Consider the following 16,487-nt stretch of genomic DNA (forward strand, 5'->3'; position numbering starts at 1 on the left):
AAAGAACATAAGACATTGTAAATATTGGACTTTGTTTTTACTGGCTGTTCTTACCTGATCTTGTTTCGTGAGAATTTACCCCGAGAGTACCCCGAAGTAACCTCTTGGGGTACTTTTGGGGGACACTCATGAAGATCAGCATCGAATTCCGCGAACCGGACGCCGAAGGCAAGCGCACTGCGCGCTTAACCTACTACGCCGGCTCCTACCTTGATCCCGCCACAGGCATCCGCAAGCACAAGCGCAGCAGAGAGCCCCTGGATCTCTTCCTGTACGACAAGCCGCGTACCCCGGCACAGCGGCTTCACAACAAAGAAACCCAGCGGGCAGCCGAAGCCATTCGCGCCAAGCGGCTCTTCGAATACGAGACCGGCAAACACCATCTGGATTTATCGAGCGCCCACAAGGCCAGCTTCTTTGAGTACTTCCAGGAAGTGACCGACCAAAAGGCGGCAGGCAGCAAGAGCAACTATTCCATCTGGGTGTCTACCCTCAAGCATTTGCGCCAGTACCATAAACTGCCTGATTTGACTTTCGAGGAGGTCGATCAGCTGTTCCTGGAGGGTTTTCGGCACTACCTGATGCACAAGGCCCGCACCAAAAGCGGCACGCCACTGAGCCGCAACACCCAAAGTGCCTACTTCAACAAGTTGAGGGCAGCCCTGAACCAAGCAGAGCAGGAGCGGCTGCTGATGGATAATCCGGTACGACGCGTCAAAGTCATCCAGGGGGAGAAGAACAAGCGGGTTTATCTGACCGAAGATGAGGTTCGGGCCATGGCCCAGGCTGAGTGCCGCTATGACGTTCTTAAGCGCGCCTTTCTGTTCTCTTGTTGCACTGGCTTGCGCTGGTCCGACATTCACAAGCTGACCTGGGCCGAGCTGGAGCCTTTCTATGGCCATTACCGTATCGTCTTCACCCAGAAAAAGACCAGCGGCCTGCAATACCTGGATTTGAATGACATGGCGATGCAGCTGATGGGGCGCTCAGGCAAGGCAACAGAGCGGATCTTCAAGGGCCTCAAGTACTCGGCTTGGCACAACATGGAGCTCACCCGGTGGGCGTTGCAGGCGGGTATAACCAAGAAGGTAACCTTCCACAGCGCGCGTCATACCTTCGCCGTCATCCAGCTTAACCGCGGCGTCGATATCTATGCCCTCTCCCGCTTGCTGGGACACAGTGAGCTGAGAACCACAGAGATCTATGCAGACATCCTTGAATCACGGCGTAGAGATGCCATGCTCGATTTTCCCAACGTATTGGAGTGATAGAAGCACCCTCGACGAGATCATGGCCAGGAAGAGCCAACAAATAGGCCAGCGCGACCATGCGCTGGCCTAGATTATCTTAGATAATATAGATCGGATTTCAGGATCGCCCTGCAGCCCAAGCGGTAACTGGGTTTCACTGAATTGGCTTGTGACCGTTATCGTGAACTTTGTGACCACTTTCGTGATAGTTTGTGACCGTTATCGTGATAGTGCAGGCCGGCCGATGGTAAACCGCCCCTTGGCATGTTCGCAGATAGACCAGCCCAAAGCAGTCAGCTCATCCAATGCCTTACGAACTCTTGATTGCCGCTTGCGATGGGTGGCCGTGCTGACCTCATCGGGAAAGGCATAAGCGACCAAGGTGTCTAACTGCACTGCCCTTTTCTGACCACAATCCACCCAGGCACATAGCCGCTGATGCAACAACCGAGCGATGCTGCCATTCAAGTGCCGAACTTCTGTCATGTCGATACGAACATGGCGACCATTACCCATAATGGCGTAGGTCAGCAAGGGATTAAGCGCCAAAAAAAGTCCATCAGTCTGAGTGTCACTGACATAGTTCGCCAATAAGCGAAAGCCGCTACGCTGGCCAGCCACCTTTGCGATCACCGACACCTTCCACAATCGCTCGATACAGCAACGTACAGTATTGGTATCCCGAGGATTGGCGTATCCAACCTCCTTGGCCAGTTTGCGCAGGCTGCTTCTGACCACCAATACCCTTTGCTGGTTGGCAGCCCAACGAAGATCCAGAAGATCTCGCAATATCGCCCCAGTTTCGCTCACCGCAACTGGCTCAATCTCGTTACTTTGTGACTCAAGTCCAGCCAGGGCAACCAACCCCTGAAGCACACGGAGGTCATCTGCACCCAGCGGCTCAGGCCCGGAGAACTCGATCTGATTGCCACCACCGAAACGGTAAATCACCTCCAGCTTGTCACGGCGGCGTTGGCCATGCGAGATCGCCCTAAACAACCCGGGTGCAAGACAGTGCATATGGTCATGCCTAGCATGAGTCAATTCAAAGCAAGACACGTTTGCCTCCCGCTCGGCGTGTTACGCCCAACCTAGCGGGAGCGGGATACAGCACGCCACCTTCCCCCCGCACCAACCAGCGCTCCGGTAGTGGCGGCCCATAATTACTTTTGCTTACCCCAAACCGCACGTGAAGCTTGCTCTTCTCTGCCGATACTCCCAGCTGCTGCGCCTCTTTCTTGGTCATAGTGGCGAGGTAGCCCTGCCAGCGCACATTGTCTACCAGCACCGACGAACCACGGCTTGCCTGCTGCAGATCGCCAACTTCTTGGAATACTGCGGATTTGCTGGTGTGGTGTACAAACAACACAGCGCATCCCAGCCTCATGGCCAGCCGCTCCAACTGACCCAGTACCTGCGTCATGGCACAGGCCGCGTTCTCGTCGGCATCGTGGAAGCGCCTCAAAGTATCGATGACAATCAACCTCACCCCTTCAGCCCATATAGCAATCGCTTCCCACCAATGGCTATCCAGCACATTCGGACTGGAGCCCTGCAGCGGTATAAGACGAAGGTTTCGTTCGACGTTGGCACGAAGTTCAGCATCAAGACCTCCGCCCAAGGCAAACAAGCGCTGGTGCAGTACAGGCCAAGGGTCCTCAGCAGGCAGGTAGAGCACGGTTCCCCTGCCCAGCTTGCCAAGTCCAATCCAATCCGGCCCACCGGCGATCTGCATTGCCAGTTGCAATGCCAACATCGATTTGCCCACCCCTCCCGGTGACACCAACGCACCAACGCAGCCAACAGGCAGCCCCGGTAGGACAAAATCGAGGGGTTTCGGAGGTTCAATAAAAGCCGACCGGAGATCCCGGGGGCAGAGAGATGTAATCAGATCCTGTGTCATACCCACCTCACAACCGCCCATGGCTAGCTTGCCGCACACGCTTGGTTACATGCTCAGTGAGTTCGGCGTCTGGTGAAATGCGGTGGGAGAGCAGCCAGTCCAGCAGCTCAACGCGCTTGAAGTAGATCTTTTTGCCTTGTGGCTTGTAATGCGGCAGACGCTTTTCACTGGTCAGCCGGTACACATAGCAGACAGAAACCCCCAGCAACTCAGCGCACTCCTCGGCAGAAAGCACCTCTTTTTGCGCCTGTCCTTGCTGGATTACCAACTGCTTAAGCTCATAAAGCTCTTTCAGGATTGCCCCATTCGGATCACTGAAAACTGACGAATTTTGTTCGCGCATGCAGATTGTCTCCTAGTTACAAACATCAGCATGCAAGAGCGTACCGGGGACCTAACGAAATCCAGACCGCTGTAAGTGCCCGTTTTGGGCACTTACAGCGTTTTCTGGAAAATTTTCGGATGTGAAATTTAAGATGGGAACAGGAAGGGGGGTTGGTAGAGCCAAATGACATTTGGGCGAGAGACCGCCAGTAAAGTCATTAGGCTCCACTAGGTTGGCTATCCCAAGCCAACCACAGGCTCAGCGATGGTTCATTTCTTTGATCCAATCGGCCACGCTATCAGGGTCGGCAAGCAGCTGGGCGAGCGGCAGATGATTGGAGCAGATCTCAAGCTGATGACATTTGTCACTTTGCTGCCAGTCAGGTTGATGAGCAGGCCAGCTAACCTGCTTGAGCAGATCCCAGAGGTGGTTATCACTATCCTGCAGGCAACGGTACAGATTTACTTCAACCACGGCGTTGCCAGACAGTTGCAAAGGATCAGGCTGACCCTTCGTATGTGCACGCAAGGCTGAGTTTTGACGGAAATCATCATCGATATAGAGGCGAAAAATCAGCGTCTTATCACCTTGCAGAGCCTTATCGCCATTCCTGTCCCGGTAAGCGTGATTCGATGCAAACAGTGGCAGATAGTCCCATGCCCAGCTGCTGGAAGGGCGGGTTCCTGAGCGGCAGGGGCGGCTATTTTCGCTGGGCTCCCAATACCAGAACTCGGCGTCCAGCGCCTGACTGGCGATCTGATCGAATAGCGGGAGGATACGCTGGTAGAAACCGGCTGCGAGTCGGTGAGCTTGTTGCAGTTGGGTCACCAGCTGGGTGGTCTGTTCAAGATCGTGTGGCATGACGGCATCCTTAGCCAGAGTCAGTGATTCAAAAAAGAGAAATCGGGGCGAGATAGGTGGAATGTCCCGGCATAATCGAGCAGAGCAGCCCAACCAGTAGGCTCAGCGGGTGGGGTAATTTGCCGCTCTGACATCACCCCGCAATCCAGATCCAGCCGCCCTGCGTAGGCAAACAACGGCGCCCATTCAGGTACCACCGGGGCCATGCCAAACAGCTCAAACGCCTGCAGCCACTCATCGCGGATGGCGCGATCCTGACGGCAGGATTCAAACTCGGAGGCAGTTTGCAGATAGCGGCGCAGTGGCTCCCATTCACGCAAGGTCATCTGGACAAAGCGCTTCGGCAGATCGGGGGGAGACAGCGGAGCGACAGGGATATTGCCAAGTGCCACGTAATAGAGCCGGTCTTCATAGTCATCAAACTCGGCTTCACTGACCACAGCATTGACCTGCGCCAGCCACTGCTCCCGATACTGGTCGCCACCGAACGGGGGCTTCACCTCGATAACCACCAGCGTGTCGTCAAAGTGGAGCAGCACATCGGGCTCGACATAACGGCGATCCTGCAGCGATACCAGTTTTGGCCACAGCTCCAGCCGTTGAAAGCTGGCCGGGTCTAGCGGATTGTCACCGAGTAGAAAGTGCAGCACGGCCCCCAGAGTACCGTCCGAGAGGTGGGGCAGACGGCCAAAGAAAGTGGCAGTTAGCAGATCTTCGCTGCCTTTAAACAGGTCGCGCCAGCGCAGGGATTCCCCTTCCCGCTCGATACGCCCAGCCTTGCCATGCAGGATTGCATGTAGCATCGCAACTCCTTGTAATATTGATATTTCAAGCAGGCTCTCACTTAGCTGAAGAGCCTTCGAGATCCTGCTTTGATATCCACTCGACTACCACTCTATCCATCACAAAATGGGGTAAAAATGTTTGACTGAAAGAGGGCGTCTCTTTAAGGTTTCCCGCAACATGACCCCGGCCTCTTGGTTGCTTTGCAACTTACGCCGGGGTTGTTTTTTTGAATCTGTCTTTGTGTCGGCATACACGCCTTATTACTTCGCCATACAGCCAGTCGGTTGCTAATCATCGGGGTAACCGTTACACTTTGCGCATCTCATCTACCAGCCTTTGGCGTCAGCGTAGAAGGAGTTACGGCCCCGTCCTCTCCGGAGGGCGCGGCCAGCTTAATTCCCTCCCCTAGCAGTCAATAACTCCCATACCGTTCCCAGCGCTTGTTGTACTTGCGCCGTTCGTGCTCATGTTCGATGAAAAATGCCGTCCACGGCAGGATGTATTCTCCTCGATCATCCAGCACGACTAGGTAGCCTTCCGCTTCAAACCAGATATGGATGCGTTGTTGCTTGCCACGAGGCTCAGCCCACACCTTCAGCTCAGGATCGCTATCATTCTCGATGATGGGTTTGGGCCAGCGGATGCGTTCGCATCGACGTAAATCGGGTTCTCGCTCTGCTTCAACTTCTCCAGTTGAAATCATGTGCCAGAAGGTCGCTGATTTCCCGGCATATTCAGGATGACGTTTCAGACCAAGACGCTTGCCTCTGAACTCGGGTTTGTTGAGTACAAAGTCTTGTTCGAAGGCCGCATAAACAGCAGAGAAAAAACGCCCCCAATCACCGCCAGAGGCGGTCATCAGAATGAGGTCAGGTAGCCATATAGGTTGCATCACCATCCACCCCTGCTGCACCAGACCATCAGATTGAACTTGCTCTCTCGCAGAAGGGTATTGTGTGTCAGCTTGTAACCACTTCGTTGCCGTATTCTTTCAATCAACGCCAGCTTGGCTTGGCTGCTGGTCAACCCTCGATGCAGATAGCTCAGGGCTCCGATCAAAAGATCCGCAACTTGCAGCAACTCGGCTTCATGAGAGTGGATCCGCTGCACCCGATGAATGATTTTCTTCGAGTAGTCATACGTGTTATTGCACAAAACATCATGCAACTTGCTGATCTTCTCATGCCCCAAGGTATCCTTGATATCGATATAGACTCGATAGCCATTCTGCGGCTCAAAGATCGTCTTCAACATGACGAAATACATTTTGTAGTACCAGTCGTCATGACTCTGCCCAAACGCTTCATGATTTAGCTGTGATTTATCCGGGATAACCAGACCACGAAAGTGAAGGTCATCATCATCGAAAAAGTAATCCAGCAGGTCACGATAGAAGGCGAGTTTCGACTGACTAACCTTGGTCCACTTCACCTCGAAATCCGGCGCCAACCCATGCTTTTGCTTGATCTCCCGCAAGCGACGCACGATCTCGTGGCGCTTATCCAGCGGACACCATACAGCCCCAAGCACCATGGCCGATTGACCATCGTTCTCCAGATGGCAGGACTCATCACAATAGACATTAAATATGCGGCTCATCAGGCAAGGGCTCCTTCCACCAGCGACTCGGCCAAGGCAAGTTGGGTCTGCTGGCTGGTTTGCAGGCGGGATTTAAGTTGATCGCAGAGTGTCGTCAGTTCATCGACTTTAGCTACTATCAATTTTTGTACCGCAGTAGGAGGTAGAGGAATTGAATATTCATTCAGTTTTGCACCAACAAAATGCTTAATTGTTGCTCCTGTAAAATACTGTTCTAAGGTTCCCGTAGCAGCATCATTAGTTAAACAAATTTGTAAATACTCTGCCATTACCCCTTGATAAGGCCTTGCTCGGTGCAGTGCTTTTTGAAAATACATTTCCTTATTATGATGCTTCCAAATAGCACATCTTCCAGGTTCACCACCTTCACATATCAATAAATCACCATACCTAAGAGCTAGCTCATCTTTTTCATTATCATCGATTTTCATTTGTTTTATATCATCAAGCTCAATCAGATCCCACTGCACATTTGTATTTCTTAAATATGGCAATTCATTGCCAATATTTTTTGCATTATCGAGCATTTTTCCAAGGCGAGAGTGTGCAACTTGGCTAAATCTAACCCATTCCCAACCTATTGGTAGCTCAAATAGCTGTTCCTCCGCCCGAATCATCGGCAGCGGTTTCTCTTTTTTGATTTTCTTCTCTTTGACCAGCAGCGCCTTTTCGGCAGCGATGCGTTCCAGCAGGGCGGAGGCGGGTTCATCGCTTGGGTCTTGCGGTACCAGCTTACCCATTACTGCCAGTTGCAGGATGGTCTGTTTCAAGGCGTCGATGCTGGCCTCAGTGGTAAAGAGGGTATCGAAATGAGTGCTTAGCCGCGCCCAGTTTTGCGCCAACTCGTCGGCATCGCAGGAGTCTGTCAGTGTGGCGAGCAGGGTCTCCACCAGCGTCTGATGGGCCGCCAACTGCGATTCGCTGCACTGCTCCAACTGGTCGCAGAGGGCCATAAGCTCATCCACTTTGGCAACGATGCGGTGCTGTTCTGCAAATGGCGGAATTGGCAATGGATAGAATGAGAAAAAGTCCTTGGCAAGTCGCTTTTGACCTGCGGTTCCGGTCATTCCTGCCTCACCTTTTTTGAGATATATAGGCGATTTTATATTTAATAATATAAAGAATGCTGAAACATAATCTGTATATGGTCTAGCTATATGAAGCTCTGTCGTTCCTGCACCTATTCCATTAGTTAAACCACGAAAAACTGCAGCCTTACTATTCTCAAAGCATGGTGTTATTTTTGCTATGCCAATATCCCCATTAGAAAAATGGGTAAAACCTTTCTTTATCTCGCCCCACTTCCTTGCTTCAAATTCATGCTGCCCGTTATATGCGGTGCTGATTAAAGACATGGGTACAAATGATGCGTCAACAGTATCATCGCTTTCATTACGTGGATTGATCTCTGCGATCTCTGCAAGCATTGACCACACCCACCCATCCGGTAATTCAAACGGCTTCTCTTCCTCACCAATTTCTGGCAAGGCTTTGGGCTTTTTAATCTTGCCCTCTTTCACCAGCCGCGTCTTTTCGGCGGCGATCCGTTCCAACAGCACGGAGGCCGGTTCATCGCTGGGGTCTTGCGGCACCAATTTACCGCGCACGGCCAGCTCTAGGATCAGCTCTCGCAGCTTTTTGATGCCGGTGAGTTCCAGCTTGCTGTTGCTACCGCGCCCGGCACTGCTTTTGGGGCGAACCGCCGCGGTCCATAGATCCAGGTGGTCGGTAATCAGATTCTCGATCGCCATTATGCCTGCCCCCCTTGCTTGGCCGCACCTTTGCCCAAGGCGTCGCCCAGAATGGCTTTTAGCTGGTTACGCAGGGTCTGAATTTCAGCCTGTTCTTTGGCATAGCGCGCCAGCAGCTCCTCAGGGTCGTGGCTTATCTGCTCACCAACATGGGGGTTTTTGATATCGAGGTTAAAGTTGCGCTCGATAATGGTGTCGATGCTGACCTTCCAGGCTTGCTCGGTCTCTACCCGGGCGGCAAAGCCGTCCGCCTCATCGCCCCACCAGGCGATCTCGGCTTCAAACTCCTCGAACTTCATCGGTTTGGTCTTGCTGTAGTTTTTCACCCCAGCCGGATAGGGGTGCTCATAGAACCAGACATCCTTGGTGGGCTGACCCTTGGTGAAGAAGAGGATATTGGTCTTAATGCCGGTATAGGGGGCAAACACGCCGTTGGGCAGCCGCACTATGGTGTGCAGGTTGCACTCGCTGGTGAGCAGTTGCTTGATCTTGGTTTTGACCCCTTCGCCAAACAGGGTGCCATCAGGCAGCACCACGGCGGCGCGACCGCCCTTTTTCAGGATCTCGATAATCAGCTGCAGGAACAGGTCGGCAGTTTCGCGCGTGCGCAGATCGGCCGGGAAGTTCTGCTCGATGCCATCCTCTTCGGTACCACCAAAGGGCGGGTTGGTGAGGATCACATCGATATCGCTATCCCAGCTCGACAGCGGTTTGTCGAGGGTGTTGCCATGGCGAATTTGCACCGGCACCTCGATGCCGTGCAGCAGCATATTGGTAGTGCAAAGGAGGTGCGGCAGCTGCTTCTTCTCGACCCCCAAGATCTGCTGCTGCAGAGTCTGGTGGTCGGCTGAGGTCTCGACATAGTGCTCTTTGACATGATCGAAGGCGCAGGCGAGAAAGCCGCCGGTACCGCAGGCCGGGTCCATGATCCGCTCGCCGAGTTTGGGGTCGATGCGGTTGACCATAAAGCGGGTGACGGCGCGGGGGGTGTAGAACTCGCCCGCGTTACCGGCGCTTTGCAGGTCGCGCAGGATCTGCTCGTAGATATCACCAAACAGGTGGCGCTCACTGCTGTCGGTGAAGTCGATCTCGTTTAGCTTGTTAATCACCTGCTTGAGCAGGGTGCCGTTCTTCATGTAGTTGAAGGCATCGCTGAACGCCTCTTTCACCACATAGCCACGGGGGTTGAGATCGATATTGGCAGGCTGGTTTTTCAGGCTGTCGAACAGGTCGTTGTTGACGAAATCGAGCAGGGCATCGCCTGTCAGCCCTTCACTATCGGCCGCCCAGTTGCGCCACAGGAAGCGCTCGGGGATGGGGCAGCGGTAGTTATCCTGCTCAAACTCCAACTCCTCTTCCTGGGCGTCGAACACTTTCAAAAACAGCAGCCAGGAGAGCTGGCCGAGGCGCTGGGCATCGCCGTCGATACCGGCGTCCTTGCGCATGATGTCCTGAATGGATTTGATGACTGAGCTGATGGATGACATGGAATTCTCTGCTTTTTACAAAAATGATGACGAATACAGGGGCGAATGCGTCAGGAGTATCGATAAAACAAGCGGCCATCATTGGAATGGCCGCATGGTAGTTCAGAAGCAGTCAGGTCGTCAGGCGCTCTGCTGCTCACGGTAAATTTCTTGCTCCAGTTCGGTGATGGCCTGCTCGAACTGTTTGGGGCCACCAAAACCCTTCTTGGCCAACTCCAGCGGGCGCCCCAACTCGGTAAAGGGGGCGACTTTTAGCGCATCCTTGGTCTCAATCTCGGTCACCCCCTGATCGGCATACTTGTCGAGCAGTCTGGTAAGAACCTGCTGGGCGGTGTCGTTGTACTTGGTGAAGTAGTTGCGCTTTTTGACGTTGTTGGCCCGCTCGCGGCGGGTCAGTGGCGGCTGATCGTATACCACATGGCAGATAAGGTCGAACGGGTCGAGCTCCTTGCCCACTTCCTGCTCCAACACCTCCCACAGCACGCCCGCCTGAGCCAATTCATCCATAATGGCTTGCTTGCGTTCGGCGGCTTGCCAGCGTTTGGTGAACGCATCGAGGGTGGCAAACTCTTTGAGCAGGGTCTTTTTGGTGTAGTCCTTGAAGGATTCGGTCACCAACTTGCCATCGGCATCGTAATACTGCACCCGCTCGGCGATGACGCTGACCGCCACGCCGTTGACATAATACTTGCTGACCCCGGGCTCGGGGCCACCCAGCGGGCCTGCGCCCTGGCCCCCAGCGCTACTCTGGCCACCATCACTACCGGTTGTGTAGCTGCCGGGTTGTTCATCGACTCCGGGAGCAAACGGATCGTCATTGTCGCCGGGTTCATCGGTTGGCAGCAGATCGGCATCGCCGATGATATCGCCCAAGCCTTCATCCGGATTGTTGATGTCTGCCGGTTTGATCACCATGACGCGCTCCGGCTCGCCGTCGAAACGGGGATCGGCAAACAGCTCGGTGGCCTTCTTGAAGTCGAGAATGGTGAACCAGAGCTTGCCGTACTTGTCATCGATGCGGGTACCACGGCCGATGATCTGCTTGAACTTGGTCATGGACTGGATATTTTGGTCCAGCACAACCAGCTTGCAGGTTTTGGCATCGACGCCAGTGGTCATCAGCTCGGAAGTAGTGGCGATGACCGGATAGGGCTTTTTCGGCTCAATGAAGTTCTCAAGCTGCCCCTTACCCAACTCATCATCGCCGGTGATTTTCATCACATAGCGCTCATCCTTGGCCATCTGTTCCGGGTTGAGGTTGACCAACGCCCGTCGCATCCGGTCGGCATGATCGATGTCGTTGCAGAACACGATGGTCTTGGCCATCGGGTCGGTTTTCTTGAGGTAGTTGGTGATGGTTTCGGCCACCAGCTGGGTACGCTCGTCGATCACCAGAGTGCGGTCAAAATCCTTCTGGTTATAGATACGGTCTTCAATCAGGTTGCCCTGTTTGTCCATCTGCCCTTTGGTGGGACGCCACCCCTGCAGATCGACATCGATATCGACCCGCACCACCTTGTAGGGGGCAAGAAAACCATCTTCGATTCCCTCTTTGAGGGAGTAGGTATAAACAGGGTCACCGAAATAATCGGTGCTGGAGACGGTTGCGGTCTCTTTGGGCGTGGCAGTGAGACCAATCTGGGTGGCCGATGAGAAGTATTCGAGGATCTCGCGCCAGGCGCTGTCTTCGGCGGCGCTGCCCCGATGGCACTCATCCACCACGATCAGGTCGAAGAAACCGGGTGAGACCTGCTTGAAGGCTTTCTGTGACTCTTCTGGTCCGGTGAGCGCCTGATAGAGGGCAAGGTGGATCTCATAGGCAGGATCGACAGTACGCCCAGTGACCTTGGCCATGGCCGAGCCAAAAGGCTGAAAATCATTACGCTTGGTTTGTTCCACCAGCGCATTCCGATCGGCCAAAAACAGGATGCGCTTCTTGGCGCCCGCCTTCCACAAACGCCAAATGATCTGGAATGCGGTGTAGGTCTTGCCGGTGCCGGTGGCCATCACCAGCAATACCCGATCCTCACCTTTCGAGATGGCTTCTACGGTCTTGTTGATGGCCTGCAGCTGGTAATAGCGGGGAGATTTGCCGCTGCCATCCGAGTAGTAGTCCTGACTGATGACAGGCAACTGTGCCTGGGTGTAACCCTTCCAGGTGCAGAGTTTGTCCCAAAGCTGGCCGGGGCTGGGGAAGTCCTCCAGCGCGATCTCGGATTCCAGCTTGGCCGGATTGGTCTTGTCATGAAATACAAAACCATCGCCGTTGCTGGCAAATACGAACGGCACATCCAGCAGACGGGCATAATCGAGCCCCTGCTGCATCCCCTTGCCAATCTCATGCTTGTTGGCTTTGGCCTCGATCACCGCCAGTGGCAAGCCCATCTTGTGATAGAGCACGATATCGGCCGATTTGACCTTCTTGCGTGCCGCCATCTGGCCGCGCACCACCACCTTGCCATCCCGCAGCTTCACCTCTTGGCGAACCTGAGTCAGGTCATCCCACCCCGCAGCCTTGATAGCAGGCAGCAGGTATTTCGAGATGATGTCGGCTTCGGTGAGGGTTGCTTTGTTGATCTCGGCCATGAGCACTCTTCCGGTCGGGGGACAATATTGCTCAAGATTCTCTCATAAATTCAGCCGGGTTTTATTGATTTCAGACTCATAAAGCAACATGGGTGCAGCTCTTGATGGCATGCCTTCGGGTCAAGGAAACGTCTGGTAATGGCGTAACTAGGTCGTAGTGAATGATTGTTGAAGGGCATCGCTTGAGTTAGTCCCATAGCAAGTCAGCCGGTTTGGCTCTCGCTGAATGCAGAGGCCAAGATTCCAGATAGATAGGAATCTGCCCCCATCAATTCCAGCACACCGGGTTTTCCCACTCACCTCAGACAGAGTGGCCAACATTCCAGAGCGAAAAACAGCACGAACATTCCAGATAGATGGGAAGGCCCCTATCAATATTCCAGGTGCTCGTTCTGAAGCGACATTCCACTATCTGGAATATCCGCACCAAGATTCCAGATAGATAGTTATGTGGAAAGGAATTGGACAGGGATTGGCCGGGGATAAGGGCGCTGATTCCACTGGTCAATAAGCCACTGGATTCCAGTACTCCAACTTTGTCACGAACGAACAAAGTCAACATTTTCAATAAGTTGATTGAATACCAAGACCTTCAGTGCCATGCTGAAATCATGTTCATTGGTGGAGTAACACGATGGATGCGTTCAGTTGGGGAATGGTAGGCTTGCTGGCCTTCTTCACGCTTGTCTTCGTGTGGAGTCTGTATAGCTACAAGGCGCATGCAAAAGAGAGACACCATGAAACCGATCGCTGATATCGCCCTCATGGCGTTGGTTGCGCTGGGCTTGATGGCACTTGGCGACACGCTGTTTGCATGGCTACTGATCTGCCTGCCACCGGTTTACTGGTGCTGGCCAATACTGGCCTGGGCTACCAGGCGCCCCATCACGGCCAGGTTGCAGTTAATGGCTCTTGCCGCACTCGCCTGCTGGCACTGGCCCGCCGGGCTGTTCACTGCGCTGAGCATCGCTCTTATCTGGACAGCGAAAACCCTCAAGACAACCCCACGCCCAAAACGCAAGGGTGGGCCGGTCATCAAAAATTACTACTTCTGGAGCTAACTGCGCGCCTCCTTGGCCACACTGGCGATAAGGTACCTTGAGCAACCAAGCATCTCCTGAATCGCGGAATAACTGTGGCCTGTCACCAACAGCCTGGCGATGTGCTGACGCTTCTTCTCATCCTTCTGCCTACCACGGTATTTCCCTTCATCCCTGGCCTTGGCAATACCCTGCTGCTGCCTGCGACGGCGATCTTCATAGTCTTTACGAGCGACGGCTGCGAGCATATCCAACAGCATGCCATTTACAGCCTGCAAAATGGCGCTGGTGAACTCGGAGCGGCTGTCCCCCTGTAATGCCACCCAGGAAGTCGGAAGCTCAGGAGAAACGATGGAGAGCTGTTTCTGTGCCAAAAGCTGCTTCAGTGTTTGCCAATCCGTCTGATTGAGACGGGCCAGACGATCAATCTGCTCTACCAGCACAATGTCACGATCTGCAGCGTCGCGGATCAGCCTCATAAGCTCAGGCCTGTCCAGCGTCGCTCCCGACTCATTCTCCACATAGAAACTGGCAATCTGATGGCCATGCTCAGCAGCAAAACCTATCAGAAGCTCTCGTGCCCGCTCAGCATCCTGTTCCACTGTCGATGCACGTAAATACGCCCGTATGAACATTGAAACCCCCATCGGTCTGTTTAAAGTGGTTCCTAATTATTGGTTCAATATGTCATTTTCAGAAGACGACTGCACCAGTTGATTGGGCGTAATGGCTGTTGTGCAGCCAGCTCCTGACAGTTCAATATCAGAAGTGATCTGCACCAATCTCGACTATGCTCAATACTCGTGTGCACCAAAGCGAGGTGAGCATGGCGACGGACACCCCACGGATTCCAGAACAAGGCGTGGCCACTCTGCCTGATGAGGCTTGGGAGCGTGCGCGCCGTCGTGCGGAGATCATCAGTCCGTTGGCGCAGTCGGAGACGGTCGGGCACGAAGCGGCCGATATGGCGGCTCAGGCGCTGGGCTTGTCTCGGCGCCAGGTATACGTTCTGATCCGGCGTGCCCGGCAAGGCAGCGGCCTCGTGACGGATCTGGTGCCCGGCCAGTCCGGTGGAGGTAAAGGTAAGGGGCGCTTGCCGGAACCGGTCGAGCGCGTCATCCACGAGCTACTGCAAAAGCGGTTCCTGACCAAGCAGAAGCGCAGCCTAGCGGCCTTTCACCGCGAAGTCACTCAGGTGTGCAAGGCTCAAAAACTGCGAGTGCCGGCGCGCAATACCGTGGCCTTACGGATCGCTAGCCTTGACCCGCGCAAGGTCATCCGCCGGCGGGAAGGCCAGGATGCCGCTCGTGACCTACAAGGTGTGGGCGGCGAGCCTCCTGCCGTGACCGCGCCGCTGGAGCAGGTGCAGATAGACCATACGGTCATCGACCTGATCGTGGTCGATGACCGCGACCGGCAACCTATTGGCCGCCCGTACCTGACCCTCGCCATCGACGTGTTCACCCGCTGCGTGCTCGGCATGGTCGTCACGCTGGAAGCGCCGTCTGCCGTTTCGGTTGGCCTGTGCCTCGTGCATGTCGCCTGCGACAAGCGCCCTTGGCTGGAAGGACTGAACGTGGAAATGGATTGGCAGATGAGCGGCAAGCCCTTGCTGCTCTACCTAGACAACGCGGCCGAGTTCAAGAGCGAGGCCCTGCGCCGGGGTTGCGAGCAGCATGGCATCCGGCTGGACTATCGCCCGCTGGGACAGCCGCACTATGGCGGCATCGTGGAACGGATCATCGGCACGGCGATGCAGATGATTCACGACGAACTGCCGGGAACGACCTTCTCCAACCCTGACCAGCGCGGCGACTACGATTCCGAAAACAAGGCCGCCCTGACGCTGCGCGAGCTAGAGCGCTGGCTCACATTGGCGGTCGGCACCTACCACGGTTCGGTGCACAACGGCCTGCTCCAACCGCCGGCCGCGCGCTGGGCCGAGGCCGTGGCGCGTGTCGGCGTACCGGCCGTCGTCACACGCGCTACTTCGTTCCTGGTCGATTTTCTGCCGATCCTCCGGCGCACGCTGACCCGCACCGGCTTTGTCATCGACCACATCCACTACTACGCCGATGGGCACTGTTGCAAATAGTCGGTGGTGATAAACTTATCATCCCCTTTTGCTGATGGAGCTGCACATGAACCCATTCAAAGGCCGGCATTTTCAGCGTGACATCATTCTGTGGGCCGTACGCTGGTACTGCAAATACGGCATCAGTTACCGTGAGCTGCAGGAGATGCTGGCTGAACGCGGAGTGAATGTCGATCACTCCACGATTTACCGCTGGGTTCAGCGTTATGCGCCTGAAATGGAAAAACGGCTGCGCTGGTACTGGCGTAACCCTTCCGATCTTTGCCCGTGGCACATGGATGAAACCTACGTGAAGGTCAATGGCCGCTGGGCGTATCTGTACCGGGCCGTCGACAGCCGGGGCCGCACTGTCGATTTTTATCTCTCCTCCCGTCGTAACAGCAAAGCTGCATACCGGTTTCTGGGTAAAATCCTCAACAACGTGAAGAAGTGGCAGATCCCGCGATTCATCAACACGGATAAAGCGCCCGCCTATGGTCGCGCGCTTGCTCTGCTCAAACGCGAAGGCCGGTGCCCGTCTGACGTTGAACACCGACAGATTAAGTACCGGAACAACGTGATTGAATGCGATCATGGCAAACTGAAACGGATAATCGGCGCCACGCTGGGATTTAAATCCATGAAGACGGCTTACGCCACCATCAAAGGTATTGAGGTGATGCGTGCACTACGCAAAGGCCAGGCCTCAGCATTTTATTATGGTGATCCCCTGGGCGAAATGCGCCTGGTAAGCAGAGTTTTTGAAATGTAAGGCCTTTGAATAAGACAAAAGGCTGCCTCATCGCTAACTTTGCAACAGTGCCG

The 16,487-nt window shown here is 54.5% G+C and carries 14 protein-coding genes and 1 pseudogene; 4 read left to right on the forward strand and 11 right to left on the reverse strand.

Annotation, left to right across the window (positions count from 1 at the left end; translation table 11 throughout):
* Positions 1–128 precede the first annotated feature (128 nt).
* Entirely contained in the window at positions 129–1,268 is a 1,140-nt protein-coding gene (locus tag AB5Z02_RS03065) for a site-specific integrase (RefSeq protein ID WP_047439882.1), read from the forward strand.
* Between the two features lie 201 nt (positions 1,269–1,469).
* On the opposite strand, the gene repC is transcribed toward AB5Z02_RS03065, so the two are convergent.
* The 10 genes from repC to hsdR all read right to left on the reverse strand — a co-directional run bounded on the left by repC (position 1,470) and on the right by hsdR (position 12,548).
* The gene (gene repC / locus AB5Z02_RS03070; protein WP_052200084.1) at positions 1,470–2,270 is read right to left on the reverse strand and encodes a replication protein C, IncQ-type; all 801 of its coding nucleotides are present in this window, start codon (positions 2,268–2,270) and stop codon (positions 1,470–1,472) included.
* A 25-nt stretch (positions 2,271–2,295) separates the two neighbouring features.
* The gene (locus tag AB5Z02_RS03075) at positions 2,296–3,174 is read right to left on the reverse strand and encodes a helicase RepA family protein (protein WP_323136994.1); all 879 of its coding nucleotides are present in this window, start codon (positions 3,172–3,174) and stop codon (positions 2,296–2,298) included.
* Positions 3,161–3,496, reverse strand: a complete 336-nt coding sequence (locus tag AB5Z02_RS03080; protein WP_015848536.1) for a helix-turn-helix domain-containing protein — start codon at positions 3,494–3,496, stop codon at positions 3,161–3,163. The genes AB5Z02_RS03075 and AB5Z02_RS03080 overlap by 14 nt, the downstream gene beginning before the upstream one ends.
* A gap of 240 nt (positions 3,497–3,736) precedes the next feature.
* Positions 3,737–4,339 (reverse strand): hypothetical protein, encoded by a 603-nt coding sequence (locus tag AB5Z02_RS03085; protein WP_047439890.1) that lies wholly within the window; start codon positions 4,337–4,339, stop codon positions 3,737–3,739.
* Positions 4,340–4,359: 20 nt separating this feature from the next.
* On the reverse strand, positions 4,360–5,142 hold the full coding sequence (locus tag AB5Z02_RS03090; protein ID WP_047439892.1) for a hypothetical protein: 783 nt from the start codon (positions 5,140–5,142) through the stop codon (positions 4,360–4,362).
* A gap of 395 nt (positions 5,143–5,537) precedes the next feature.
* Positions 5,538–6,023, reverse strand: coding sequence for a hypothetical protein (locus AB5Z02_RS03095; RefSeq protein ID WP_197058106.1), 486 nt, complete (start codon positions 6,021–6,023; stop codon positions 5,538–5,540).
* Positions 6,017–6,724, reverse strand: coding sequence for a DUF3800 domain-containing protein (locus AB5Z02_RS03100; RefSeq protein ID WP_081990753.1), 708 nt, complete (start codon positions 6,722–6,724; stop codon positions 6,017–6,019). The genes AB5Z02_RS03095 and AB5Z02_RS03100 overlap by 7 nt, the downstream gene beginning before the upstream one ends.
* Positions 6,724–8,475, reverse strand: a complete 1,752-nt coding sequence (locus AB5Z02_RS03105) for a restriction endonuclease subunit S (protein ID WP_103261036.1) — start codon at positions 8,473–8,475, stop codon at positions 6,724–6,726. Before AB5Z02_RS03105 ends, AB5Z02_RS03100 begins: the two co-directional genes overlap by 1 nt.
* Complete coding sequence (locus AB5Z02_RS03110) at positions 8,475–9,962, reverse strand: N-6 DNA methylase (RefSeq protein WP_103261035.1); 1,488 nt, start codon at positions 9,960–9,962, stop codon at positions 8,475–8,477. Before AB5Z02_RS03110 ends, AB5Z02_RS03105 begins: the two co-directional genes overlap by 1 nt.
* Positions 9,963–10,082: 120 nt before the next feature.
* Positions 10,083–12,548 carry an EcoAI/FtnUII family type I restriction enzme subunit R gene (gene hsdR / locus AB5Z02_RS03115; protein ID WP_103261034.1) on the reverse strand — a complete coding sequence of 822 codons (2,466 nt, stop codon included), beginning with the start codon at positions 12,546–12,548 and terminating at the stop codon, positions 10,083–10,085.
* Positions 12,549–13,285: 737 nt separating this feature from the next.
* Here hsdR and AB5Z02_RS03120 point away from each other — a divergent pair.
* Complete coding sequence (locus AB5Z02_RS03120) at positions 13,286–13,609, forward strand: hypothetical protein (RefSeq protein WP_047439811.1); 324 nt, start codon at positions 13,286–13,288, stop codon at positions 13,607–13,609.
* Here the strand turns inward: AB5Z02_RS03120 and AB5Z02_RS03125 are convergent.
* Positions 13,606–14,223, reverse strand: a complete 618-nt coding sequence (locus AB5Z02_RS03125; RefSeq protein ID WP_047439809.1) for a recombinase family protein — start codon at positions 14,221–14,223, stop codon at positions 13,606–13,608. The genes AB5Z02_RS03120 and AB5Z02_RS03125 overlap by 4 nt on opposite strands.
* A 191-nt stretch (positions 14,224–14,414) precedes the next feature.
* On the opposite strand from AB5Z02_RS03125, the pseudogene AB5Z02_RS03130 reads away from it, so the two are divergent.
* Both AB5Z02_RS03130 and AB5Z02_RS03135 read left to right on the forward strand, forming a co-directional pair.
* Positions 14,415–15,665: pseudogene (locus AB5Z02_RS03130) on the forward strand (transposase); the annotation flags it as partial.
* 64 nt (positions 15,666–15,729) lie between these two features.
* Entirely contained in the window at positions 15,730–16,434 is a 705-nt protein-coding gene (locus AB5Z02_RS03135; RefSeq protein WP_001067855.1) for an IS6-like element IS26 family transposase, read from the forward strand.
* Positions 16,435–16,487 lie beyond the last annotated feature (53 nt).

The sequence above is a fragment of the Aeromonas sp. R2-3 genome (assembly GCF_040908375.1).
GTDB lineage: Bacteria > Pseudomonadota > Gammaproteobacteria > Enterobacterales > Aeromonadaceae > Aeromonas > Aeromonas veronii.